This window comes from Pseudomonas laurylsulfativorans (assembly GCF_002906155.1).
Taxonomy (GTDB): Bacteria; Pseudomonadota; Gammaproteobacteria; order Pseudomonadales; family Pseudomonadaceae; genus Aquipseudomonas; species Aquipseudomonas laurylsulfativorans.
Genome location: NZ_MUJK01000003.1, coordinates 288864 through 314777, shown reverse-complemented (window position 1 = coordinate 314777; position 25914 = coordinate 288864). Strand labels below are relative to the sequence as shown.

Here is a 25914-nt window from a genome sequence, read left to right as displayed (position 1 = left end):
GGTTCACTTGCCTGGAAGGTAGGTAATGTCGGCCAGGCTGCTGGGGGTGAAACCCACCAGTTCGCGAACTTCCTTGGAGAAATGCGAAGAAGAGGCAAAACCGAACTCCAGCGCCAGATCCGTCAGGGAACTGTTTTGCAGACTCATATTCAACAGCGCCTGGGCCGTCCGCCAACCGCGCAATGCAGGCTTGGGCGCCGTACCGAGCGCCTGCCGGCACAATCGACGAAAATGCGACACCGACACCCCATAGCGCGGCGCCAGGTTGGTCAGTTTTTCGCTGTGGGTGCCCTGATCCAGCAAAAAGCGCACAAGCCCGTATCTCTCAGTCCGCCGCAACACACTGGCAAAAGCCTGGTAGGCCGCACTGCCAGCCATCGCCTGCTCGAGGTACCAGCGCTCTAGCGCCTGTTCCGACTGAACCTGTGAAAAAGGCACTGGCAATGCCGCCCAAGGTGCCTGACGGTCTCGTTGAGTGATCGGCCCATGGCCCAGATCGATGAACACCTGCAATTTCACCAGCGGTGCCTGGGCAATGGGCAGGGTCGGCATACTGCCGTTGACCTCAAATCCGCTGGTCACCGCAATCAGCCCTTCCCAGCCCATCGGCAGGCAGCAGGCCGGGACGCACTGCGCCGGGGCCAGACAAACGGCGGACTGGTCTACATGCAGATGCAGCAGCCGCTCGCAGGAGCGGGTATGAGTGGCACGTGTGGCGTGTAGTGATTGGATGGGCACGCCAACCTCCTTTCGCGGCCTGACAATGTAGGCCGGCAGGATGTAGGACGGGGCGTGTCGAATCCTGATGCAAACATGATGAAATCCGGGCTGGCATATGCCTTGCACCCTTTCACGCATCAGCACGCAAACCAATGGCGGAATGCGTACCAGGACAATGACGTCGTCACCCGGCCTTGCTCGTGCAGGATCTGGAACGACGTTTTTTTTGCAAGGTGTGAAATCGATGAACGAACCGTCAGCCGGCCCTCTGGCCTGGGTCAATGGCAGCGATGCCCCGGAAAAAACCGAAATCAATCTCGGTTTCATGGCCTTGAGCGACTGCGCCTCGGTGGTGGTCGCCGCCACTCAGGGTTTCGCCCAACCCTATGGCCTGACCCTGAACCTCAAGCGCCAATCGTCCTGGGCCAATCTGCGGGACAAACTGGTCAACGGCGAACTCGATGCCGCCCACAGCCTCTATGGTCTGATTTACGCGGTACACCTGGGCATTGGTGGCGTGGCCGCGACCGACATGGCCGTGTTGATGGGCCTGAATCAGAACGGCCAGAGCATCAACCTGTCCCGCGGCTTGCAAGCACTGGGGGTGACCAGTCCTGAGGCACTGGACCGGCACGTGCACCAAACTCGCCCAAAACTCACCTTCGCTCAGACGTTTCCTACTGGCACCCACGCCATGTGGTTGTATTACTGGCTCGCCGCCCAGGGCATTCATCCGCTACTGGATGTCGACAGCGTGGTGGTGCCGCCACCGCAAATGGTCGCGCACCTGCGAGCCGGACGTATCGACGGGTTCTGCGTCGGCGAACCCTGGTCTGCCAGCGCCGTGCAGCAGGAGCTGGGGTTTACCCTGGCCACAACCCAGACCCTTTGGCCCGATCACCCGGAAAAGGTCCTCGGCTGCACCCGCGCGTTCGTCGAGCAATACCCCAATACCGCCCGGGCATTGGTGATGGCGGTTCTGGAGGCCAGTCGCTTCATCGAAGAAAGCACCGAGAACCGTCGCAGCACTGCACAATTGCTCAGTGCCGAGCAGTACCTTGACGCACCACTGGACTGCATCGAACCGCGCCTACTGGGCGAATATGCCGACGGTCTTGGCCATCGCTGGCAAGACCCGCACGCGCTGCGCTTGCACGGGAATGGCGAGGTCAACCTGCCGTACCTGTCCGACGGCATGTGGTTCATGACCCAGTTCCGCCGTTGGGGCCTGTTACGTGAGGACCCTGACTATCTCGCGGTGGCCCGGCAAGTGCAGCAACTGGACCTCTACCGTGAGGCTGCCAGTGCCGTCGGCGTCAATGCGTCAGCCGAGGAAATGCGCAGCAGTCAGTTGATCGACGGCAAAATCTGGGACGGCTCGGACCCGGCCGGTTATGCCCGCAGCTTCAAACTGCACGCCATGAGCGACAGCTCGCACCGATCCGCCAGCCGCTGACAGGAGACCACGAACATGCTGCGTATCCTGCTGATCAACGACACCGCGAAAAAAGTCGGACGCCTGAAGGCCGCCCTGACCGAGGCCGGATTCGAAGTGATCGATGAATCCGGCCTGACCATCGACTTGCCCGAACGCGTCGAAACGGTGCGTCCGGATGTGATTCTGATCGATACCGAGTCACCGGGGCGCGATGTCATGGAACAAGTGGTGCTGGTGACTCGCGACCAGCCACGACCGATTGTGATGTTTACCGACGAACATGACCCCGATGTGATGCGCCAGGCGATCAAGTCCGGGGTCAGTGCCTACATTGTCGAAGGCATTCACGCACAACGCCTGCAGCCGATTCTCGATGTGGCCATGGCGCGCTTTGAAAGCGACCAGGCCTTGCGAGCCCAATTGCATGCCCGCGACCAGCAATTGGCCGAGCGCAAGCGCATCGAGCTGGCCAAAGGGCTGCTGATGAAAATGAAGGACTGCAATGAGGAAGAGGCCTACACCCTGATGCGCCGCCAGGCGATGAGCCGCCAGCAGAAGCTGATTCAAGTGGCGGAGCAGATTATTGCCATGAGTGAATTGCTCGGTTGAAACCCTGTGGTGAATGTTCTATCGCCTTCGCGAGCAAGCCCGCTCCCACAGGTGATTTGTGTTCAACGCAACGCCCTTGTGGGAGCGAGCCTGCTCGCGAATGGCAGCGGCTCGATTTCGAGTGTTGGCACAAATCTCGCTAAGTAATCGATACAGGTAACCAACGGCGGTTGCCCCACCTACGACAAAGACGTCGCTCACCTCATTTGCCCTTGGCGGATCGGGTGGCGGCGTTTTTTCGTTTTGGCCCCACAGCACGGGGCCGGTGGTGCGGCCGTAGCGGCGCCCCACCTGCAAGCTCATGACTCCTTCCGAGACTCTTCACAGCTGAGGTGCGCGATGAATTCAAGCTTCTGGAAATCCGGCCATACCCCCACATTGTTCGCAGCCTTCCTCTATTTCGACCTGAGCTTCATGGTCTGGTACCTGCTCGGCCCCTTGGCGGTGCAAATCGCCGCCGACCTGCACCTGACGACACAGCAACGCGGGCTGGTGGTCGCCACGCCCATTCTCGCCGGGGCGGTGTTGCGCTTCGTGATGGGGATGCTGGCTGATCGGCTGTCGCCCAAAACCGCCGGCCTGATCGGTCAGGTCATCGTGATCTGCGCGCTGTTCGGCGCCTGGAAACTCGGTATCCACAGCTACGAGCAAGCATTGCTGCTGGGTCTGTTCCTCGGCATGGCCGGCGCTTCTTTCGCCGTCGCCCTGCCCCTGGCCTCGCAGTGGTATCCGCCGCAGCATCAAGGCAAGGCCATGGGTATCGCCGGCGCGGGGAACTCAGGAACGGTGTTCGCCGCCTTGATCGCCCCGGTGCTGGCGGCGGCGTTTGGTTGGAGCAACGTATTCGGGTTTGCCCTGATTCCGCTGATTCTGGCCCTGATCGTCTTCGCCTGGCTGGCCAAAAACGCTCCCGAGCGGCCAAAAGCCAAGTCAATGGCTGACTACTTCAAGGCCCTGGGTGATCGTGACAGCTGGTGGTTCATGTTTTTCTACAGCGTGACGTTCGGCGGCTTCATCGGCCTGGCCAGCGCCCTGCCCGGTTACTTCAACGACCAGTACGGCCTGAGCCCGGTCACTGCCGGTTACTACACCGCCGCCTGCGTGTTCGGTGGCAGCCTGATGCGCCCCTTGGGCGGTGCGCTGGCCGACCGTTTCGGTGGCATTCGAACCTTGTTGGCGATGTACACCGTCGCGGCGATCTGCATTACCGCAGTTGGTTTCAACCTGCCGAATTCCTACGCCGCCCTCGCACTTTTCGTCTGCACCATGCTCGGTCTGGGTGCAGGCAATGGCGCGGTATTCCAGTTGGTGCCGCAGCGTTTTCGCCGGGAAATCGGCGTGATGACCGGCCTGATCGGCATGGCCGGCGGCATCGGCGGGTTTGCCCTCGCGGCCGGCATGGGTGCGATCAAACAAAGCACCGGCAGCTATCAACTGGCGCTGTGGTTGTTCGCCAGCCTTGGCGTACTGGCCTGGTTCGGTCTGCACGGTGTAAAACGGCGCTGGAGAACCACCTGGGGTTCGGCCGCCGTGACGGCTGCGCGGGTCTGACGTCTCGATGAGCCTGCAACTGAGTTTCGCCGAAGCCAGCGCCATCGGTCCGCGCGAGGAAAATCAGGATGCCCTGCGCCTGGTCACGCCAGGCCCGGCGCTGGCGGCGAGCAAAGGATATCTGTTCGCCATCGCCGACGGTGTCAGCCAGTGCGCCGATGGCGGCCTGGCTGCCCGCTCGACGCTGCAGGCCCTGGCACTGGATTACTACGCCACGCCGGAAACCTGGGGCGTGGCACAGGCACTTGATCGCCTGCTACTGGCGCAGAACCGCTGGTTGCAGGCCAATGGCGGCGGACAACCGCTGCTGACCACCCTCAGTGCGCTGGTCCTGCGCGGCCGGCGCTTTACCCTGGCCCATGTCGGCGATTGTCGGGTGTATCGCTGGCATGCCGATCGGTTGCAGCGAATCAGCGAGGATCACGTCTGGGACCAACCGGGCATGCAACATGTGCTGAAACGGGCACTGGGCCTCGATCAACATCTGGTGCTTGATTTTCTCGACGGTGAATTGCGCCCCGATGAAAGCTTCGTCCTGCTTAGCGACGGCATCTGGGCGGTCCTGGGCGATACCGCCATCGCCGCGATCCTGCGTGATCAACCGGACTTGCACAGCGCCGCGCAAACCCTGGTCAGTGCCGCGCATCTGGCAGGCAGTCAGGACAACGCCAGCGCCTTACTGGTGCGGGTTGATGCCCTGGGTGAAGCGAGCATTGGCGATGCGTTGATTCACTTGCAGCAATGGCCACTGCCGCCAGCCCTGAAACCGGGTCAGGCGTTCGAGGGTTGGCAGGTCGAAGGGATCGTTGCGCAAAGTCAGCAATCGCTTCTTTATCGCGTGCGCGACAGTCAGCAACAACCCTGGCTGCTGAAAACCCTGCCGGGGCGCCTGCACGACGATCACCAGGCCGGGCAAGCGTTACTGTCGGAAGAGTGGTTTCTCAAACGCGTGGCCGGTCGACATTTCCCTGAAGTCCATGCCGCCAGTCAGCGTCAGCATTTGTACTACGTGATGCGTGAATATTCGGGCGCTACCCTGGCGCAACAGCATGAGCAAAGCGGCCCCTTGCCGCTGCCCCAGTGGCAAGACATCGCTGAGCGCTTGCTGCGGGCGGTCGGTCTGTTGCATCGGCGGCAGATTCTGCATCGCGATATCAAACCGGAAAACCTGTTGCTGGGGGACGACGGTGAGTTGCGCCTGCTGGATTTCGGCCTCGCCTACTGCCCCGGCCTCTCGCAAGACCTGCCCTGGGCACTGCCGGGCACACCCAGCTACATCGCACCCGAAGCCTTTCGCGGCGAAATGCCGACACCACGGCAGGACTTGTACGCTGTCGGTGTGACCCTGTATTTCCTCCTCACCGGGCACTATCCCTATGGCGAAATCGAAGCGTTCCAGCGCCCCAGGTTTGGTCTCCCGGTCAACGCCAGCCGCTACCGGCCCGACCTGCCGGACTGGATCGCCCATAGCCTGGAGCGCGCCGTGGCGGCAGCCCCCGATCAACGCTTCGAAACGGCGGAAGAATGGTTACTACTGATCGAACAGGGCGAAAGGCGCAGTTTGAGTGTGCGCCCCAAGCCGTTGCTGGAACGCGAGCCGCTGAAAGTCTGGCGGACCTTGGCCCTGGTATCGTTGCTGCTCAACCTTGTGTTGCTGGTGGTTGCGCTCCATTAGCGGGCAACGCGCTTTGAATCGGTGCATTCCCTCACGGTTCTGCCCTTGCGAACGGGATAAAAGCCAACAAACAAGGGGCCTGAGCGACTTGGCACAACCGCTGCATTAGCTCATGCAACAGACATAAAGCGCGGGCTTCAACGACGAAGGCCGCACTTCCCGAGAAAACGGGACCAGGACAAAGGCGTCCTCGCTAGGCAACTAGCGGGACGCCTTTTTTTGTTTGCGCAAAATTTCTCGAGCATGGCCTGAACCCTGATGAGGCAGACCTGAGCTCCCCGGAGAACCTGATGAAAAAACTAAAACTGGTGATGATCGGCAACGGCATGGCCGGGGTCCGGACCCTGGAAGAACTGCTCAAGCTGAGCACAGAGCTGTACGACATCACGGTCTTCGGTGCCGAACCCCACACCAACTACAACCGCATCCTGTTGTCGCCGGTGCTGGCGGGCGAACAGACCTTCGAAGAGATCGTGCTCAACGACCTGGACTGGTACCTGGACAACAACATCAAGCTGCTGCTCAACCGCAAAGTGGTGGAAATCGACCGGGTCAAGCGCCGGGTCATTGCCGAAGACGGCAGCGAAGCCGAATACGATCGCCTGCTCATCGCCACCGGCTCGACGCCTTTCATCCTGCCCATTCCCGGCAACACCCTTGACGGCGTGATCGGTTACCGCGACATCGCCGACACCCAGGCCATGATCGACACCGCGAAAACCCACCGGCACGCCGTGGTGATCGGTGGCGGCCTGCTCGGCCTGGAGGCCGCCAACGGCCTGATGCTGCGGGGCATGCACGTGACCGTGGTGCATATCGGCGAGTGGTTGCTGGAGCGGCAACTGGACAAGACCAGCGGCCAGCTACTGCAAAGCGCGCTGGAATCTCGCGGCCTGCACTTTCGTCTGTGCGAACAGACCCAGGCCTTGCACGACGCGGGCAACGGCCGGGTCGGTTCGGTGCAATTCAAGAACGGCGACATCATCCCCGCCGACCTGGTAGTGATGGCCGCCGGCATTCGCCCCAATACCGCACTGGCGGAGAAATGCGGCATTCCGTGCAGCCGCGGGATTCTGGTCAACGACACCCTGCAAACCTACGACCCTCGGATCTACGCCATCGGCGAGTGCGCCAGCCACCGCGGCATCGCCTATGGCTTGGTGGCGCCGCTGTTCGAACAGGCCAAAGTCTGCGCCAACCACCTCGCCCAACTCGGTTTTGCCACCTACAAGGGCTCGGTGACCTCGACCAAGCTGAAGGTCACCGGCATCGATCTGTTTTCCGCCGGCGACTTCATGGGCGGTGAAGGCACCGAGACCATCACCCTCTCGGACCCGATTGGCGGGGTCTACAAGAAACTGGTGATCAAGGACGACGTGCTGGTCGGCGCCTGCCTGTACGGCGATACGGCCGATGGCGGCTGGTATTTCCGGCAGATCCGTGAAAACCACGCCATCGGCGAGATCCGCGATCACTTGATGTTCGGTGAAAACGCCCTGGGCGACGTAGGACATCAGGGCCAGGACAAAGCCATGAGCATGGCCGATACGGCCGAAGTCTGCGGCTGCAACGGCGTGTGCAAAGGCACCATCGTCAAGGCCATTCAGGAACACGGGCTGTTCAGTGTCGACGAAGTGAAGAAACACACCAAGGCTGCCAGCTCCTGCGGTTCGTGCGCGGGTTTGGTGGAGCAGATCCTGATCAACACCGTGGGCGGCGCGGCGGACGTCAAACCGAAAAGCGAAAAAGCCATCTGCGGCTGCAGCGACCTCAACCACGGGCAGATCCGCCAGGCCATCCGCGAGCAACACCTGCTGACCATCGCCGGCACCATGAGCTACCTGAACTGGCGCACCCCCAACGGCTGCGCCACCTGCCGGCCGGCGCTCAACTACTACCTGATTTCCACCTGGCCAGGGGAAGCCAGGGACGATCCGCAATCGCGCCTGATCAACGAGCGCGCCCACGCCAACATTCAGAAAGACGGCACCTATTCGGTCGTCCCGCGGATGTGGGGCGGCGTGACCAATCCTTCAGAGCTGCGGCGCATTGCCGACGTTGCCGACAAATACAACGTGCCGATGGTCAAGGTCACCGGTGGCCAGCGCATCGACTTGCTGGGCATCCGCAAGCAAGACCTGCCGGGAGTATGGAAAGACCTGGACATGCCGTCCGGCCACGCCTACGGCAAATCCATCCGCACAGTGAAAACCTGCGTTGGCAGCGAGTTCTGCCGCTTTGGCACGCAGAACTCCACACAGTTGGGCATAGAACTGGAACATGACCTGTTCAACATGTGGTCGCCGCACAAGGTGAAACTGGCTGTCTCCGGTTGCCCGCGCAACTGCTCGGAAGCCGGCATCAAGGATGTGGGAATTATCGGCGTGGACTCCGGCTGGGAGATGTACATCGGTGGCAACGGCGGGATCAAGACCGAAGTCGCGGAGTTCTTCGTCAAACTGAAAACCGCCGAAGAAGTCCGCGAATACAACGGTGCATTCCTGCAGCTCTATCGCGAAGAAGCCTTTTACCTCGAACGCACCGTGCACTACCTGCAACGGGTCGGCATGGAACACATCAAGAAAGCCGTGCTGGAAGATCCGGAACGTCGCAAGGCGCTCAACGATCGCCTGCAATTCTCCCTGTCGTTCGAACAGGACCCGTGGAAGGAACGCCTGGAACAGCCCCAGCTGAAAAAAGAATTCGACGTCATCCCCGTGAAAAACCTGGAGGTGCTGGCATGAACTGGCTGGATATCTGCGCACTGGAAGAGATCAATGCCCTGGGCTCGCGGATCATCGCCGGGCCAAAGGGAGACATCGCGATTTTTCGTACCAGCGACGACGAAGTGTTCGCCCTTGACGACCGCTGCCCGCACAAGGGCGGCCCGTTGTCCCAAGGTCTGGTCTACGGCAAGCGGGTGGCCTGCCCGTTGCACAACTGGCAAATCGACCTGCAAAGCGGCGAAGCCCTGGCCCCGGACATCGGCTGTGCCCATCACCATCTCGCCCGGGTTGAAAATGGCCGAGTGATGCTGGCCCTGCGGGATGCAGGCTGATGGACCGCCAGATCACTGCATCCACCTGCTGTTACTGCGGGGTCGGCTGTGGCGTGCTGATCGAGCACGACGGTTCACGCATCCTCGGCGTCAGCGGCGATCCGACGCACCCGGCCAATTTCGGCAAACTGTGCAGCAAGGGCTCGACCCTGCATCTGACCGGCGACTTGACGGCGCGGGCGCTGTACCCCGAACTGCGCCTCGGCAAAGACCTGGCCCGCCACCGCACCGACTGGGATACCGCACTCGATCACGCCACCAGCGTGTTTGCCGCGACCATTGCCGAACATGGGCCGGACAGCGTGGCGTTCTACATTTCCGGGCAACTGTTGACGGAGGACTACTACGCCTTCAACAAGCTGGCACGTGCCCTGGTGGGCACCAACAACATCGACAGCAACTCTCGCCTGTGCATGTCCTCGGCGGTGGTCGGCTACAAGCGCAGCCTGGGTGCCGACGCGCCGCCCTGCAGCTACGAAGACCTGGAGTTGAGCGATTGCGTGATGATCGTCGGCAGCAACATGGCCTACGCCCATCCGGTGCTGTTCCGGCGGCTGGAAGAAGCCAAATCCCGCCGGCCGCAGATGAGGGTCATCGTCATTGACCCGCGTCGTACAGACACCTGCGATCTGGCTGACCTGCACCTGGCGATTTTGCCGGGTACCGATGTCGCCTTGTTCCATGGGATTTTGCATCTGCTGCTGTGGGAAGACTGGGTTGATCGTGACTTCATCCGGGACCACACCGACGGCCTGACCGAACTGAAAAACCTGGTGCGTGACTACACGCCGCAAATGGTTTCGCAGCTCTGCGGAATCAGCGTCGAGCAATTGCAGCAATGTGCCGAATGGATTGGCACCTCACCAAGCTTTCTGTCGCTGTGGTGCATGGGCTTGAACCAGTCCACCGCCGGCAGCGCGAAAAACAGTGCACTGATCAATCTGCACTTGGCCACCGGGCAGATCGGTCGCCCCGGCGCCGGACCTTTCTCCCTCACCGGTCAGCCAAATGCCATGGGCGGGCGGGAAACCGGCAGTTTGTCCAACCTGCTGCCCGGCCACCGTGATGCCGCCAATGCACAACATCGTGCGCAAGTGGCGTCCTACTGGGGCGTCGAGCAACTACCGGAAAATCCCGGGCTCACCGCGATCGAGCTGTTCGAGCAAGTGCGCAGCGGCAAGATCAAGGCATTGTGGATCGCCTGCACCAACCCCGCGCAATCCATGCCGGACCAGACGACCGTGCGCGCCGCCTTGCAGGCCTGCCCGTTCGTGGTGTTGCAGGAAGCCTTTCGCACCACTGAAACCGCGAAGTTCGCCGACCTTCTGCTGCCCGCCGCCAGTTGGGGGGAAAAGGAAGGTTGCGTAACCAACTCCGAACGGCGCATTTCCCACGTACGCCAGGCAATCGCCGCACCGGGCGAGGCGCGGCCGGACTGGGCAATTACGATAGATTTCGCACAACGCCTGGAGAAATACCTGCGTCCTGGCCAAGCCAGCCTGTTTGGGTTTGATAATCCCGCTCAGGTCTTTGATGAATACAAACAACTGACTCAAGGTCGCGATCTGGATCTGTCCGGTATCAGCCATGCGCTGATCGATCGTCTCGGCCCGCAGCAGTGGCCCTTCCCTGCGGGTGCCGTTGAAGGCACGGCACGGCTGTACGTCGACGGGATATTTGCCACTGCCAATGGGCGCGCGCAGTTCGTGGCCGACCCATACCGCGCCGCCAAGGAGCAACGCGATGCACGCTTCCCGCTGACCCTGATCACCGGGCGCCTGCGCGATCAATGGCACGGCATGAGCCGCACCGGCACCGCCGCGCAACTGTTCGGCCATGTCAGCGAAGCACAGGTGAGCCTGCACCCGGATGAACTACGCCGCCATCGCTTGCAGCCTGGGGATCTGGTCAGCCTGAAAAGCCGGCGCGGCGCAGTCATCGTTGCGGTTGCCAGCGATGACTGCGTGCGCCCGGGCCAGGCCTTTTTGCCGATGCATTGGGGCGACCGCTTTCTTAAGGGCGGGGTGAACAACCTCACATTGCCCGCATTCGATCCTTTGTCGAAACAGCCCGAACTCAAACACAGCGGTGTTCGCCTGGACCCGGTGGATTTGCCCTGGAAACTGTTCGCACTGATCGAGGGCGATGTTCAACGGCATTTTGAGACGCTACGACCGCTCTGCGAGGCGTTTTCCTACGTCAGCCTCAGCCTGGTTGGTCGTGAACGCCCTGCTCTGCTTGTACGGGCTGCCAATACTTCAGCGCCTTCGGCAGAGTTGCTCAGCGAAATCGATAAAAGCCTGGCGCTTGATGACGGCCCGGTGCTGGCTTACGACGATCCTCGACGGGCCATTGGCAAGCGCGTACGCATCGAAAATGGTCGGATCACTGCCATTCGACTGGCCGGTGAAACCCTTGCCCAACACTGGTTGCAGGGGTTGTGGCTCGAGGGTCGCGCGGACCAGCAACTGCGGCGCTGGCTGCTTGCGCCGTTGAGCGCACCGCCGGGCAACCTCGACGCGCCCGTTAACACGAACAAGATCCTGTGCAATTGCAAGAACGTCGGCCAGAACGAGATCTGCGCCGGCATCGGCCGTGGCCTGGACTTGCAGGGACTGAAGCAAGAACTGGGTTGCGGCACGCAATGCGGGTCCTGCGTTCCGGAAATCAAACGCCTGCTGGCCGCCAAGGCGCGGCCAATCACCGTCTTCTCGTGAGGAAAACACTATGAGTGCAAAAGTCTGGCTGGTAGGTGCGGGCCCGGGTGATCCGGAGTTGCTCACATTGAAGGCGGTACGCGCCTTGCGGGAAGCCGATGTGGTGCTGATCGATGACCTGGTCAATGTCGCGGTACTCGAGCATTGCCCCCGGGCGCGTGTCATCCCGGTGGGCAAACGCGGCGGCTGCCGCTCCACCCCGCAAGCGTTCATCCATCGCCTGATGCTCCGTTATGCCCGGCAGGGTAAATGTGTGGCCCGGCTCAAGGGTGGCGATCCGTGCATTTTCGGTCGTGGAGGTGAAGAGGCGCAGTGGTTGCGTGAGCGTGGAGTCGAAGCCGAGTTGGTCAATGGCATCACTGCCGGACTGGCGGGGGCAACGCAATGCGATATCCCGCTGACCTTGCGCGGTGTGGCCCGCGGCGTGACGCTGGTCACCGCACATACCCAAGACGACAGCCAATTGAACTGGCAGGCGCTGGCCCAAGGCGGAACGACGCTAGTGATTTACATGGGCGTGGCCAAGCTCAGTGAAATCCGTGAACAGCTATTGGCTGGCGGCATGGCAACGGACACACCCGTGGCCATGATTGAAAACGCGTCCTTGCCCCAGCAGCGGGAATGTCTGAGCACTCTCTCAGCGATGGATGAAGCTGCCTTCCGATTCCAGCTGAAAAGCCCTGCCATACTGGTGATCGGTGCCGTGGCAGCCTGTGCAACTCAGTCCCTGTGGGCGTGTGATTTGCCTGTGATGGCGGCAGATCAGTCTGCGTAGTTTCAGCTGTTTCACCAAATCGCAGACAAAGAAAAGCCCGGCCTGAGCCGGGCTTTTCAGAGCTGCGAGCTAATTACTTAGCTTGAGCTTCAACCTGCGCTTCTACGCGACGGTTAACAGCGCGACCAGCGTCAGTTTTGTTGTCAGCAACTGGGCGGGATTCGCCGTAGCCAACAGACTGAACGCGGGACGATTCAACACCGTACTGGTTGGTCAGAACTTGCTTAACGGCGTTTGCACGACGCTCGGACAGTTTCTGGTTGTAAGCGTCAGGACCGACGGAGTCAGTGTGACCTTCAACAGTAGTGGTGGTGGATGGGTACTGCTTCATGAAATCAGCCAGGTTCTTGATGTCGCCGTAGCTGTTTGGCTTGACTACCGACTTGTCGAAGTCGAACTTCACGTCCAGCTCTACACGAACAACTTCAGCAACAGCTGGGCAGCCATCAGCGTCAACAGTTACGTTGGCTGGGGTGTCCGGGCACTTGTCAACGTTGTCGCAAACGCCGTCGTTGTCGCTGTCGGAGCAGACTTCTGGAGCTGGAACCGGAGCAACAGGCTTGTTGCCGCCACCGAAGTTAACACCCAGACCTACGGATGGGATGTAGTCCCAACGGCCGTTGTCCAGCTTGTAGTCAGCTTCTACGCCAGCACGAGCGTAGACGTTTTCGAGGAAGTAGTACTTCAGGCCAGCGCCAGCAGTCAGGAAAGTCGACTGGTCACGACCGGTGTGGCCGTCAGCAGCTACGTTGGTCATGCTGCCGTGCTTGACACCACCTTGAACGTAAGGACGCAGAGCGTCGCCAGCGTTGTTGAAGTGGTACTGAGCATTCAGACCAAACTGGTCGCCTTCGATTTTCTGATGGCCAGTACCGTTGTTCGAACGGGTGTGGTCGTCATTGTTGTAGGTCAAGTTCAACGAAACGTCGTCGGTCAAGAAGTAACCGATGGAGGCGCCAGGAGTGTAGCCGTCTTCAACGTTGTTAACGCTGTCGTTGTACTTCTTCCCGTAGTTGAGCTCGCCTTCAACTGCGCCTTGGCCTTGTGCCAATGCGCCGAACGAAGTAGCGGCAATAAGAGTACCAATGGCCAAGCCCAAGGTGTTTTTCAGTTTCATCCGTTAAATCCCCATCTGGTGATTGTGAAGCAGTCCCGCAAACCGGGGGACAACTCGGCGGCAAGTCTATCAGAACTTGCCTACACGTAAGAGATATTTGCGCTGAACTAAGTTTCAGCAATGCCTGCAAATTTCTCACGCAATTTATCTAGAGCGCGTTTGTACCGCATTTTTGTTGCACTCAAACCCATATGCATGATGTCTGCGATCTCCTGAAACTCCAGCTCTGCGACAAATCGTAGCACCAGAATTTCACGGTCAATCGGATTCACATACACCAGCCAGCGATCAAGTCCACCCTTTTCCTCAGGTTTCGGCGTCTTTTCTTCGGACGCTTCCTCAAGGGGGTCAAGACTCAATGCGTCCATCAAGCGACGCTTTCGCCGTTCCTTCCGATACTGTGTGATGCACTCGTTGTACGTGATGCTATATAGCCATGTCTTGAACTTCGATTTGCCCTCGAAGTTCTTCAGGCCATAAAGCACCTTCAACATGACCTCCTGACAGACATCGTCTGCATCGCGATCGTTCCCGAGATATCTTGCACACACATTAAATAATGTTCGCTGGTAACGCCGCATCAGTTCTTCGTAGGCGCGCGTTACGTGAAACAGCTCGGTATGCGAGCGCGCGACCAACTCCTCATCAGAGAGCTCGCGGGGGTCGTAGCGCATGGATAGCGATTGAGCTTTATTCAAAACAAGTCGGGCCGACAGTCAGGTCAATATCCTCCGCAGCCAGCGTCAGCTGGCATTTTGCGGCGGCATACATTAGCAGGGTTTGCCGGGTTAGCGGCTACTCACATGCTGCTCGAGGAGGATCCGATTGGAGAGAGAGACTAGCTCACCCTCATCGGTCAGCAATGTGGTTTTAACCGTGCCGATCTCTTCGATCTGGCCTTCGACCTCGCCAACACGCACTTGTTGCCCAACCTGGTACAGCTCACGCACGTAGATTCCCGCAAGAATCTGGCCGGCAATTTCCCGGCTTCCCAACCCCATGGCCAGCGCTACCGCCAGACCAACGGTTATCAACACGATCACGATCACATGGTTGAGCAGGTCAGTCTTGACCTCCAACTGGCTGATCGCCACCGAAATACTGATGATGATCACCAGGCCCTGAGCAATTCGTCCAAGCCCCGAAGCATAGTCCAGACCTACGCCTTCTGCCGCTCCGCGCACCAGGCCGTTGGCCAGTTGCGCCAGCAAAACACCTACAAGCAACACCAGCGCGGCGCCAAATACTTTTGGCAAATACAACGCAAGCATGTCCAGCGTAGCTGAAACTCGCTCGAGTCCAAGGGATTCTGCGGCAGAAACCAGAAAAATAAGCAGAACGAACCAATAGACGATCTTGCCGATCAGGGTCGAAATAGGAACTTGCAATCCAGCGCGGGACATCAGCTTGGTCAGGCCGGTACCGCCCATCAAGCGGTCAAGGCCCAATTTGGCGAGCAATTTGGAAAGCAAGGTGTCCAGCAGTTTGGCCACGACAAAACCCAACAGCAGCACAACCAGTGCGCCAAACAGGTTCGGAATGAAGTTCGCAACCTTGGTCCACAACGCAGTCATTGCAGTGACGAGGCTCTGAGTCCAGAGATCAAGTTCCATATTCAATCAGCCTTATCAGCAGTGCGGGCAGCGGATTTACGAAGACGGGATACCGGCGCGACATGGGCCGATCCGTTATTAAGGGCAATCATCAGTGCGGGCAACCAGCGCCCCAGCAGGCTGAACAGATCACCTGCACCGACCTGGCGGTTGGCGGTTTTCAGCACGCGCCCCAGGCACGCATCGTCGTCCCGTGTGGACGGTGAGGCATTGAGCATGTCGCGTAAAGACTGTTCAAACGGATCGTGCATACGCACCTCTCGTGATGTCTGTGGGAGACGCGGTCAGCTTTGGTCGGGTCACATGGTTGCCCTCAGACCCAGCGTAAACGTCGGAATAACCACCACTGCCCCAGCGCCACCGAGACCATCATCAGGCAGGCGATCAGAAAGCCATAAGGGCTGGCAGAGAACGGAATTCCACCGACGTTGATCCCCAAAAGCCCGGTCAAAAAACTCATCGGCAAAAAGATCCCGGTGATGATGCCGAAGCGATACATCGTGCGATTCATGCGCACGCTCAAGCGACGGTCTTCAGCTTCCAGGACCAGCCCCACCCGCTCCCGGGTCAACTCCAGCTCTTCGAGATAACGGGTCAGGCTGTTGTTCAATTCGTTCCAGTAATCACCATCGTCCTCGACGAACCAGGGCAACTTGATTCGCGTCAACTGCCCGAAAATATCCCGCTGCGGAGCAAGAAAACGCTTCAACGCAGCCGCCCGGCGACGAATCTGCAAAACCGATCCGTGCTCAGGTGTATACCGTTCGTCGGCATCCAGCTTTTCTTCTTCCTCATCGACAACTTCCGAGAGACAGCTGACCAGATCCTGCACCCTGTTGGTGAGGTACTGCGCCATGCAAAGGATGAGTTCGGAGGCAGTTTTCGGCCCCTTGCCTTCGGACAGCTGCACCAGCAGTTCTTCAGTGGCACGCAACGGACGCAAACGCAGGGAAATGACACGCTGTGCGGAACCGAAGATTCGCACCGACACCATGTCTTCCGGCTCGGCACCGGGGTTCAGATTGATCCCGCGCAAAAATAGCAGCAGTTCGCTGTCCGAAAGCTGCAAAAGTCGCGGGCGGGTGTTTTCTTCAAGCAGGAGGTCACAGCTGAATTCACTCAGACCGCTGGATTTGCGCAGCCAGGTCTGGGTTTGCGGATGACTGCGATCCCAGTGCAACCACAGGCTTTCATGAGCCTGCAGTTGCAAGTCGTCAAGTTCAGTCCGGGCAATCGAACGCGCGCCGCCTCTACCGTCAAGCACCAGGGCATGCACCAGCCCCCATTGCGCGTTTTCTTCCTCGAACATCCGCACTCCTTTAGTCGGCCAGCGCTTTATTCAGGCATTTTCAGTGGGCTTGGCGAGATGATTACGCCGTTGTTGTCCGCATAGATGTAATGGCCCGGATGGAAGGTCACGCCAGCGAAGGTCACGGCAACGTTGAGATCGCCGATACCGCGCTTGTCGGTTTTCATCGGGTGGCTGGCCAGCGCCTGAACACCCAGATCGGTTTGCGCGATGACGTCGACGTCACGGATGCAGCCGTAGATCACCAGGCCTTCCCAGCCATTGCTGGATGCTTTTTCGGCGAGCATGTCACCTAGCAGCGCGCGGCGCAGGGAGCCACCGCCGTCGACCACCAGAACCTTGCCATTGCCTTTGAGTTCGACTTGTTCCTTGACCAGCGAGTTGTCTTCGAAGCACTTGATGGTCACGATTTCGCCACCGAAGGAATCACGGCCGCCGAAATTGCTGAACATCGGTTCCAGTACCTGCACCAGTTCCGGATAAGCGTCGCACAGGTCAGGCGTGAGGTAATGGATCATCGAGAAACTCCTGTTAAAGAGAAAGACAGCACGAACATCAGTGATGACTCGGTCACGCAAAGTGACCGGAACAGCTCAATGCGTCATATCTTAGCCGCAAGCTGGTCAGAGCGAAATGCCCTTGTTAGAGCGTCAGGCTCAAACCGCCGCAGCCAAATCCCGCTGATCTCCCAACAGTGGTGCCTGCTGATCCGCCAGCCAGCGGGTCACCAGCGGCCAGACTTCGGCCTGGGCAGGTTTGCTGACGAGCATTTCAACGTGACCGAAATTGTCGGTGAAACCTTGATCTCGACCCAGGTTGATAAACTGCTTGTGCTCGGAACCGAACTGTTCGAACAGTTTACGGCACGCCCACGCAGGATCCTGATGATCACCCGCCGCGCTCACAGCGAGCACCGGCAACTTGACCTCGGCCAAACCGGCCCACCAGTTTTTATCGGCATCGCCAAAGCGCCCGAACAGACCGAACCAGCGCATGCTTTCCAGGGCCAGGCCGATCGGCTCGTCCTCCGGGCCGCGCTTGAGCCTTGAGCCGGACAACTGGGCAAACCGCTTGAGAATGAAGCGACCGCTCCACTCCACCGGCGGAATCTTCAAAGGCCAGTAGGTGCGACTGACCTGGGTGCCGAAAAACGCGGCCGAGGCCACCACCGGCTCACCGATGTACTCGCCGCCCAGCGCCGCCGCCAATGTAATACCGCCCAGCGAATGACCGATCCAGTGCGGAACCTGCCCGCTCTGTTCACGCACGAACGCGCCAATGGCCGGCAGGTCATAGCGAGCGTAGTCGGCGACACAGTTCTTGCGGTAGTCGTGGTTACGCTGGGACAAGCCGTGACCGCGCATTTCCGGAATCCAGACGTCGAATCCCAGGCGGGCCAGATAAGCGCCCAACCCCAGGCCCTTGGGAGAAAACCAGAACCGGCGATTGGAAAAGCTGCCGTGCAGCAGGATCACCGGTACGCCTCGGGAAGACGGCTCATCGGCCATGCCCAGACGAGTCACAGCCAGTTCGACAGTGAAGTCGGGGCTGTTGCCAGGTTTCAAACGATACACATCTTCGCTCAGATCACCGCGACGTTCGGCGCTGATCAGGGCGACAGGAAATAGGTTGCTGCTGCTTTGCATAATCTCTTGCACAAAAAAGGGCGGCATCCGGAGGAGCCCGCCCTGCTTGAGTCTCTAAAACCGCCACCCCCTGTAGGAGCGAGCTTGCTCGCGAAGAACTTCAAGACACCACGTTTATCCAGGATAACCGCGTTATCGTTGACATCCATCGCGAGCAAGCTCGCTCCTACAGAGAGAGAGCGGTCCGTTTACACAGGATCAAGCCGAAGCTTGACCTTCCGCCAGGAAGAACCAGGTTTCCAGTACGGAATCGGGGTTCAACGAAACGCTTTCAATGCCCTGCTCCATCAACCACTTGGCCAGGTCCGGGTGGTCCGAAGGGCCCTGACCGCAGATGCCGATATATTTGCCGGCCTTGTTGCACGCGGCAATGGCGTTGGCCAGTAGCTTCTTGACCGCCGGGTTACGCTCGTCGAACAGGTGCGCGATGATGCCGGAGTCACGGTCCAGGCCCAGTGTCAGCTGGGTCAGGTCGTTGGAACCGATGGAGAAACCGTCGAAGAACTCAAGGAATTCTTCCGCCAGGATAGCGTTGGACGGCAGCTCGCACATCATGATCACGCGCAGGCCGTTTTCACCGCGAGCCAGACCGTTTTCCGCCAGCAGATCGACCACCTGGCTCGCTTCGCCCAGGGTACGGACGAACGGCACCATGATTTCGACGTTGGTCAGGCCCATCTCGTTGCGCACACGCTTGAGGGCGCGGCACTCGAGTTCGAAGCAGTCACGGAACGATTCGCTGATGTAACGCGACGCACCGCGGAAGCCCAGCATCGGGTTTTCTTCTTCCGGCTCGTAGAGCTTGCCGCCGATCAAGTTGGCGTATTCGTTGGACTTGAAGTCCGACAGGCGCACGATGACCTTTTTCGGCCAGAACGCTGCCGCCAGGGTGCTGATGCCCTCGACCAGTTTCTCGACGTAGAAGCCGACAGGATCGTCGTAACCGGCGATGCGTTTGTCGACGCTTTCCTTGATCTCCAGCGGCAGGCCGTCGTAGTTCAACAACGCCTTGGGGTGCACACCGATCATACGGTTGATGATGAACTCCAGGCGGGCCAGGCCCACACCGGCGTTCGGCAGTTGCGCGAAGTCGAAGGCACGGTCCGGGTTGCCGACGTTCATCATGATCTTGAACGGCAGATCCGGCATGGCGTCGACGGAGTTCTTCTTGATGTCGAAGCCCAGCTCGCCTTCGAAGATGAAACCGGTGTCGCCTTCAGCGCAGGAAACGGTCACGCCCTGGCCGTCTTTCAACAGCTGGGTGGCGTTGCCGCAACCTACTACCGCTGGAATACCCAGTTCACGGGCGATGATCGCCGCGTGGCAAGTACGGCCGCCACGGTTGGTGACGATGGCGCTGGCGCGCTTCATGACCGGTTCCCAGTCCGGATCGGTCATATCGGAAACCAGTACGTCACCTGGCTGGACCTTGTCCATCTCGGACACGTCCTTGATGATGCGGACCTTGCCAGCGCCGATGCGCTGGCCGATAGCGCGGCCTTCCACCAGCACGGTGCCGGTTTCCTTGAGCAGGTAACGCTCCATGACGTTGGCCTGGGTGCGGCTCTTCACGGTTTCCGGACGGGCCTGCACGATGTACAGCTTGCCGTCGTCACCGTCCTTGGCCCACTCGATGTCCATCGGGCACTTGTAGTGCTTCTCGATGATCATCGCCTGCTTGGCCAGCTCACTGACTTCAGCGTCGGTCAGGCAGAAACGTGCGCGTTCAGCCTTGTCCACATCGACGGTCTTGACCGAACGACCGGCCTTGGCCTCGTCGCCGTAGATCATCTTGATGGCCTTGCTGCCCAGGTTGCGGCGCAGGATCGCAGGGCGACCGGCGGCCAGCGTGCCTTTGTGAACGTAGAACTCATCCGGGTTCACTGCGCCTTGTACGACGGTTTCACCCAGGCCGTAGGCGCCGGTGATGAACACCACGTCACGGAAACCCGATTCGGTATCGAGGGTGAACATCACGCCGGCGGTGCCGGTTTCGGATCGGACCATGCGCTGCACGCCAGCCGACAGGGCAACCAGCTTGTGGTCGAAGCCCTGGTGCACGCGATAGGAAATGGCGCGGTCGTTGAACAGCGAGGCGAACACCTCTTTGGCGGCGCGAATGACGTTTTCGACACCACGGATGTTCAGGAAGGTTTCCTGCTGGCCGGCGAAGGAAGCGTCCGGCAAGTCTTCGGCGGTGGCGGAAGAACGCACGGCCACTGCCACGTCAGGGTTGCCGGCGGACAGCGTGGCGAACGCGGTACGGATTTCGGCATTCAATTTTTCAGGGAACTCGGCTTCCATGATCCATTGACGGATCTGGGCACCGGTCTTGGCCAGGGCATTCACGTCATCGACGTCGAGAGCATCGAGCGCGTCGTGAATCTGCTGATTCAGGCCGCTCAGTTCCAGGAAATCACGATACGCCTGAGCGGTCGTGGCGAAGCCACCGGGCACCGATACACCGGCACCTGCAAGGTTGCTGATCATCTCGCCCAGGGATGCGTTCTTGCCCCCCACGTGCTCAACGTCGTCTTTGCCGAGCTTGTCGAGGGAAACTACGTACTCTACCAAGGTGATCTCTCCACTAACTGTGTTGGAAAAGCTCAGAAACCGGCTGCTTAAGTGAGCATTTGCCGGCTATATGGCCTGGACCTGGAAAATAAGTGAGAATGCGGGCCATTGGCGGCCGGCAAATCGCGCCTATCATATCCAAGATTCGTCACTAGCTTAAGGCCCAAGGTGCAAATGAAACGATCTGCTTTCTTTATCTCCGATGGTACCGGCATTACCGCCGAAACCCTGGGTCAAAGCCTTCTGGCGCAGTTCGAAAACATTACCTTCAGCAAAGTCACGCGGCCGTATATCGACAACGTGGACAAAGCGCGGGCCATGGTACAACAAATCAACAAAGCCGCCGAAACCGACGGCTTCCGTCCGATTATCTTCGACACCATCGTCAATCAGGACATTCGTGAGATTCTCGCCACCTCGAATGGTTTCATGATCGACATTTTCTCGACTTTCCTGGCACCGCTTGAACAGGAACTGACCGAGCATTCTTCCTACACCGTGGGCAAATCCCACTCCATCGGCACCAACTCCAATTACATGGAGCGCATCGAGGCGGTGAACTTTGCCCTCGACAACGACGACGGCGCCCGCACGCACTATTACGACAAGGCCGACCTGATACTAGTGGGCGTGTCGCGATGTGGTAAGACGCCGACGTGCCTGTACATGGCGATGCAATTCGGCATCCGCGCAGCCAACTACCCGCTGACCGAAGACGACATGGAACGCCTGCAACTGCCGTCCGCCCTGCGCGCCCACCAGCACAAGCTGTTCGGCCTGACCATCGACCCGGACCGCCTTACCGCGATCCGCAACGAGCGCAAACCCAACAGCCGCTATTCGAGCTATGCCCAGTGCGAATTCGAGGTGCGCGAGGTGGAAAACCTGTTCCGCCGCGAAAACATTCCGAACATCAACTCCACGCATTTCTCCGTGGAAGAAATCTCCGCGAAAATTCTCGTGGAGAAAGGTGTGGAGCGGCGCTTCAAGTAGTTCTGCGGCGCCTGCTCCAGCGCCTTCGCGGGCTTGCTCGCGAAGGCGCAGTGTCAGTCGACACCAATGTGAATGACACTCCATCGCGAGCAAGCTCGCTCCTACAGGGTCATGCGCTGATCAGAACGAATCCCCCGGCACCCGCACAAACCCTTCCATCAACACCCGCGCACTGCGACTCATGATGGCTTTGTTCACGGTCCATTCGCCGTTGACCTGACTGGCCTCGGCGCCAACGCGCAAGGTGCCGGACGGGTGGCCAAACCGCACCGCGCTGCGTTCGATACCGCCTGCCGCGAGGTTCACCAAAGTGCCGGAAATTGCCGCCGCCGTGCCGATTGCGACTGCCGCCGTGCCCATCATTGCGTGGTGCAGCTTGCCCATGGACAGCGCACGCACCAGCAGGTCGACATCGCCTGCCGCAACGGCTTTGCCGCTGGACGCCACGTAGTCCGCCGGCTTGGCCACGAACGCCACTTTCGGCGTGTGCTGACGCTTGGCCGCTTCGTCGACGCTGGCAATCAGGCCCATGCGCAGTGCGCCATAAGCACGAATGGTTTCGAACATCTGCAAGGCTTTCGGGTCGCCGTTGATCGCGCCCTGCAACTCGGTGCCCTTGTAGCCGATGTCTTCGGCATTGACGAAAATCGTCGGGATGCCGGCGTTGATCATGGTCGCCTTGAAGGTACCGACGCCGGGCACTTCGAGATCATCCACAAGGTTGCCGGTAGGAAACATTGAACCGCCGCCCCCCTCTTCTTCCGCCGCCGGATCGAGGAACTCGATCTGCACTTCGGCCGCCGGGAAGGTCACACCGTCGAGTTCGAAATCGCCGGTCTCCTGCACTTCACCATGGGTGATCGGCACGTGAGCGATGATGGTCTTGCCAATGTTGGCCTGCCACACGCGAACCACGGCCACGCCGTTTTGCGGGATGCGACTGGCGTCCACCAGACCGTTGCTGACCGCGAACGAACCGACGGCCGCCGACAGGTTGCCGCAGTTGCCGCTCCAGTCCACGAATGGCTTGTCGATGGAGACTTGACCGAACAGGTAATCAACGTCGTGATCGGCCTTGATGCTTTTCGACAGGATCACGGTTTTGCTGGTGCTGGAGGTCGCGCCGCCCATGCCGTCGATTTGCTTGTCATACGGATCGGGGCTGCCGATCACGCGCAGCAGCAACGCGTCGCGGGCCGGGCCTGGGACCTGTGCTGCTTCAGGTAAATCCTTCAGGCTGAAAAACACGCCTTTGCTGGTGCCGCCGCGCATGTAGGTCGCGGGAATCTTGATCTGCGGTGCATGAGCCATGGTGTTACTTACTCCTTAGCTTGAAAACAAACGCGGGACTTGAAGTCCCGCGTCTGCACAGCTTGTTTTAAACGGCAACCGCCGACTCTTCGAGGAAGTCCTGGGCGAAGCGTTGCAACACGCCGCCGGCCTCGTAGATCGACACTTCTTCGGCGGTGTCGAGGCGGCAGGTCACCGGCACATCGACGCGTTCACCGTTCTTGCGATGAATCACCAGTGTCAGCTCGGCACGCGGGGTGCGCTCGCCAATCACGTCGTAGGTTTCGCTGCCGTCGATGGCCAGGGTATGGCGGTTGGTGCCCGCTTTGAATTCCAGCGGCAACACGCCCATGCCCACCAGGTTAGTGCGGTGAATGCGCTCGAAACCTTCGGCGGCAATCGCCTCCACACCCGCCAGGCGCACGCCCTTGGCCGCCCAGTCGCGGGACGAACCCTGACCGTAGTCGGCACCGGCGATGATGATCAGCGGCTGTTTGCGATCCATGTAGGTCTCGATCGCTTCCCACATGCGCATCACTTTGCCTTCCGGCTCGACACGGGCCAGCGAGCCCTGCTTGACCTTGCCGTTTTCCTGAACCATTTCGTTGAACAGTTTCGGGTTGGCGAAGGTCGCGCGCTGTGCGGTCAGGTGGTCACCACGGTGAGTCGCGTAAGAGTTGAAGTCCTCTTCCGGCAGACCCATTTTCGCCAGGTACTCGCCAGCAGCGCTGTCCATCATGATCGCGTTGGACGGCGACAGGTGATCGGTGGTGATGTTGTCCGGCAGCACCGCCAGCGGACGCATGCCCTTGAGCGGACGAGCTCCGGCCAACGCACCTTCCCAGTACGGCGGACGGCGGATGTAGGTGCTCATCTCGCGCCACTCGTACAGCGGCGCGACTTTCGGGCCGGTGTCTTCGTGGATGGCAAACATCGGAATGTAGACCTGACGGAACTGCTCCGGCTTCACCGATGCCTTGACCACTGCGTCGATTTCTTCGTCGCTCGGCCAGATTTCTTTCAGGCGGATTTCCTTGCCATCGACCACGCCCAGCACGTCTTTTTCGATGTCGAAACGGATGGTGCCGGCGATGGCGTAAGCGACCACCAGTGGCGGCGAAGCGAGGAACGCCTGCTTGGCGTACGGGTGAATCCGGCCGTCGAAGTTACGGTTACCGGACAACACCGCAGTGGCGTACAGGTCGCGGTCGATGATCTCTTGCTGGATCACCGGGTCCAGTGCGCCGGACATGCCGTTGCAAGTGGTGCAAGCGAAGGCCACGACGCCAAAGCCGAGTTTGTCCAGCTCATCGGTCAAACCGGCTTCATCGAGGTACAGCGCCACGGTTTTCGAACCCGGCGCCAGGGACGACTTGACCCATGGCTTGCGGGTCAGGCCGAGCTTGTTGGCGTTGCGCGCCAGCAGGCCGGCGGCGATCACGTTGCGCGGATTGCTGGTGTTGGTGCAGCTGGTGATGGCGGCAATGATCACCGCGCCGTCCGGCATCTGGCCTGGTACATCGTCCCACTGGCCGGAGATCCCTTTGGCCGCCAGATCCGAAACCGCTACACGGGCGTGCGGGTTGCTCGGGCCGGCCATGTTACGCACGACCGAGGACAGGTCGAACGTCAGGCCGCGCTCGTATTGCGCACCTTTGAGGCTGTCAGCCCACAGGCCGACCTGCTTGGCGTAGTTCTCGACCAACTGCACTTGCTCGTCTTCACGGCCGGTGAGCTTGAGGTAGTCGATGGTTTGCTGGTCGATATAGAACATGGCCGCGGTGGCACCGTATTCCGGGGCCATGTTGGAAATGGTCGCGCGGTCGCCAAGGGTCAGCCTTGATGCGCCTTCACCGAAGAACTCCAGCCATGCGCCAACCACTTTTTGCTTGCGCAGGAACTCGGTCAGCGCCAGCACCATGTCGGTGGCGGTGATGCCCGGTTGCAGCTTGCCAGTCAGTTCGACGCCAACGCTTTCCGGCAGACGCATCCATGATGCGCGGCCGAGCATCACGCTTTCGGCTTCGAGACCACCGACACCGATGGCGATCACGCCCAGCGCATCGACGTGCGGGGTGTGACTGTCGGTGCCGACGCAGGTATCAGGGAAAGCCACGCCGTCGCGCACTTGGATCACCGGAGACATTTTCTCCAGGTTGATCTGGTGCATGATGCCGTTGCCCGGCGGGATCACGTCGACGTTCTTGAACGCCTTCTTGGTCCAGTTGATGAAGTGGAAGCGGTCTTCGTTGCGACGGTCTTCGATGGCGCGGTTCTTCTCGAACGCCTGCGGATCGAAGCCACCACGCTCGACGGCCAGGGAGTGGTCGACGATCAATTGAGTCGGCACTACCGGGTTGACTTGCGCAGGGTCACCGCCTTGCAGGGCGATGGCGTCACGCAGGCCGGCGAGGTCGACCAGCGCGGTCTGACCAAGGATGTCGTGACACACCACGCGGGCCGGGAACCACGGGAAATCGAGGTCGCGTTTGCGTTCGATGAATTGCTTGAGGGATTCGGTAAGCGTGGCCGGGTCGCAGCGACGCACAAGGTTTTCCGCCAGCACACGGGAGGTGTACGGCAGGGTGTCGTAAGCGCCAGGCTGGATCGCCTCGACCGCTGCGCGGACATCGAAGTAATCCAGGTGGCTGCCGGGCAGCGGTTTGCGGAATTGAGTGTTCATCGTCAGGACTCGGTCACGGTAGTTACAAAAGGCGGGGCCTGGCACCGGACTTGAAGTGAACACAGTCCACTGTAGGAGCGAGCCTGCTCGCGATGGTGTGTCAGCCGACACCAATGTGAATGACATTCCATCGCGAGCAAGCTCGC

General features: G+C 60.0%; 20 protein-coding genes. 9 read left to right on the top strand and 11 right to left on the bottom strand.

What is annotated here, in order from left to right:
- Window positions 1-3: 3 nt before the first annotated feature.
- Entirely contained in the window at window positions 4-738 is a 735-nt protein-coding gene (locus tag B0D71_RS11855; RefSeq protein ID WP_338066720.1) for an AraC family transcriptional regulator, read from the bottom strand.
- 226 nt (window positions 739-964) lie between these two features.
- On the opposite strand from B0D71_RS11855, the gene B0D71_RS11850 reads away from it, so the two are divergent.
- The 8 genes from B0D71_RS11850 to cobA all read left to right on the top strand — a co-directional run bounded on the left by B0D71_RS11850 (window position 965) and on the right by cobA (window position 12543).
- Window positions 965-2176 (top strand): CmpA/NrtA family ABC transporter substrate-binding protein, encoded by a 1212-nt coding sequence (locus B0D71_RS11850; protein WP_103394925.1) that lies wholly within the window; start codon window positions 965-967, stop codon window positions 2174-2176.
- 15 nt (window positions 2177-2191) lie between these two features.
- Window positions 2192-2767 (top strand): ANTAR domain-containing response regulator, encoded by a 576-nt coding sequence (locus B0D71_RS11845; protein WP_008048624.1) that lies wholly within the window; start codon window positions 2192-2194, stop codon window positions 2765-2767.
- A 339-nt stretch (window positions 2768-3106) separates the two neighbouring features.
- The gene (locus B0D71_RS11835; protein WP_103394923.1) at window positions 3107-4318 is read left to right on the top strand and encodes a nitrate/nitrite transporter; all 1212 of its coding nucleotides are present in this window, start codon (window positions 3107-3109) and stop codon (window positions 4316-4318) included.
- Between the two features lie 7 nt (window positions 4319-4325).
- Window positions 4326-5993, top strand: coding sequence for a bifunctional protein-serine/threonine kinase/phosphatase (locus B0D71_RS11830; protein WP_103394922.1), 1668 nt, complete (start codon window positions 4326-4328; stop codon window positions 5991-5993).
- 290 nt (window positions 5994-6283) lie between these two features.
- Complete coding sequence (gene nirB / locus B0D71_RS11825; protein ID WP_103394921.1) at window positions 6284-8737, top strand: nitrite reductase large subunit NirB; 2454 nt, start codon at window positions 6284-6286, stop codon at window positions 8735-8737.
- The gene (gene nirD, locus B0D71_RS11820; protein ID WP_085723155.1) at window positions 8734-9051 is read left to right on the top strand and encodes a nitrite reductase small subunit NirD; all 318 of its coding nucleotides are present in this window, start codon (window positions 8734-8736) and stop codon (window positions 9049-9051) included. The genes nirB and nirD overlap by 4 nt, the downstream gene beginning before the upstream one ends.
- The gene (locus B0D71_RS11815; RefSeq protein ID WP_103394920.1) at window positions 9051-11768 is read left to right on the top strand and encodes a nitrate reductase; all 2718 of its coding nucleotides are present in this window, start codon (window positions 9051-9053) and stop codon (window positions 11766-11768) included. The genes nirD and B0D71_RS11815 overlap by 1 nt, the downstream gene beginning before the upstream one ends.
- Before the next feature lie 10 nt (window positions 11769-11778).
- Window positions 11779-12543, top strand: coding sequence for a uroporphyrinogen-III C-methyltransferase (gene cobA, locus B0D71_RS11810; RefSeq protein ID WP_103394919.1), 765 nt, complete (start codon window positions 11779-11781; stop codon window positions 12541-12543).
- A gap of 73 nt (window positions 12544-12616) precedes the next feature.
- On the opposite strand, the gene B0D71_RS11805 is transcribed toward cobA, so the two are convergent.
- From B0D71_RS11805 to ppsA, 8 genes are all read right to left on the bottom strand, one after another.
- Window positions 12617-13660 carry an OmpA family protein gene (locus tag B0D71_RS11805; RefSeq protein WP_103394918.1) on the bottom strand — a complete coding sequence of 348 codons (1044 nt, stop codon included), beginning with the start codon at window positions 13658-13660 and terminating at the stop codon, window positions 12617-12619.
- Window positions 13661-13767: 107 nt separating this feature from the next.
- On the bottom strand, window positions 13768-14358 hold the full coding sequence (gene sigX / locus B0D71_RS11800; RefSeq protein WP_015096065.1) for an RNA polymerase sigma factor SigX: 591 nt from the start codon (window positions 14356-14358) through the stop codon (window positions 13768-13770).
- A gap of 90 nt (window positions 14359-14448) precedes the next feature.
- On the bottom strand, window positions 14449-15273 hold the full coding sequence (locus tag B0D71_RS11795) for a mechanosensitive ion channel family protein (RefSeq protein WP_007916401.1): 825 nt from the start codon (window positions 15271-15273) through the stop codon (window positions 14449-14451).
- 2 nt (window positions 15274-15275) lie between these two features.
- A complete protein-coding gene (locus tag B0D71_RS11790; protein ID WP_103394917.1) occupies window positions 15276-15524 on the bottom strand; it encodes a CrfX protein in 249 nt (82 codons plus the stop codon).
- Between the two features lie 62 nt (window positions 15525-15586).
- Window positions 15587-16582, bottom strand: a complete 996-nt coding sequence (locus B0D71_RS11785) for a zinc transporter ZntB (RefSeq protein ID WP_103394916.1) — start codon at window positions 16580-16582, stop codon at window positions 15587-15589.
- A 26-nt stretch (window positions 16583-16608) separates the two neighbouring features.
- Window positions 16609-17097 carry a ribonuclease E activity regulator RraA gene (rraA, locus tag B0D71_RS11780; RefSeq protein WP_173900792.1) on the bottom strand — a complete coding sequence of 163 codons (489 nt, stop codon included), beginning with the start codon at window positions 17095-17097 and terminating at the stop codon, window positions 16609-16611.
- 141 nt (window positions 17098-17238) lie between these two features.
- Window positions 17239-18228: an alpha/beta fold hydrolase gene (locus B0D71_RS11775; RefSeq protein ID WP_103394915.1), complete on the bottom strand. Its 990-nt coding sequence runs from the start codon at window positions 18226-18228 to the stop codon at window positions 17239-17241.
- Window positions 18229-18426: 198 nt separating this feature from the next.
- Complete coding sequence (ppsA, locus tag B0D71_RS11765; protein ID WP_338066719.1) at window positions 18427-20748, bottom strand: phosphoenolpyruvate synthase; 2322 nt, start codon at window positions 20746-20748, stop codon at window positions 18427-18429.
- Between the two features lie 228 nt (window positions 20749-20976).
- Between ppsA and ppsR the strand changes: the two genes are divergently transcribed.
- On the top strand, window positions 20977-21795 hold the full coding sequence (ppsR, locus tag B0D71_RS11755; protein ID WP_085716827.1) for a posphoenolpyruvate synthetase regulatory kinase/phosphorylase PpsR: 819 nt from the start codon (window positions 20977-20979) through the stop codon (window positions 21793-21795).
- A 120-nt stretch (window positions 21796-21915) separates the two neighbouring features.
- Here ppsR and prpF read toward each other — a convergent pair whose 3' ends face one another.
- Together prpF and acnD are read right to left on the bottom strand one after the other, a co-directional pair.
- On the bottom strand, window positions 21916-23106 hold the full coding sequence (gene prpF, locus B0D71_RS11750; protein WP_103394912.1) for a 2-methylaconitate cis-trans isomerase PrpF: 1191 nt from the start codon (window positions 23104-23106) through the stop codon (window positions 21916-21918).
- Window positions 23107-23173: 67 nt separating this feature from the next.
- Window positions 23174-25768, bottom strand: a complete 2595-nt coding sequence (gene acnD / locus B0D71_RS11745; protein WP_103394911.1) for a Fe/S-dependent 2-methylisocitrate dehydratase AcnD — start codon at window positions 25766-25768, stop codon at window positions 23174-23176.
- Window positions 25769-25914: the final 146 nt, after the last annotated feature.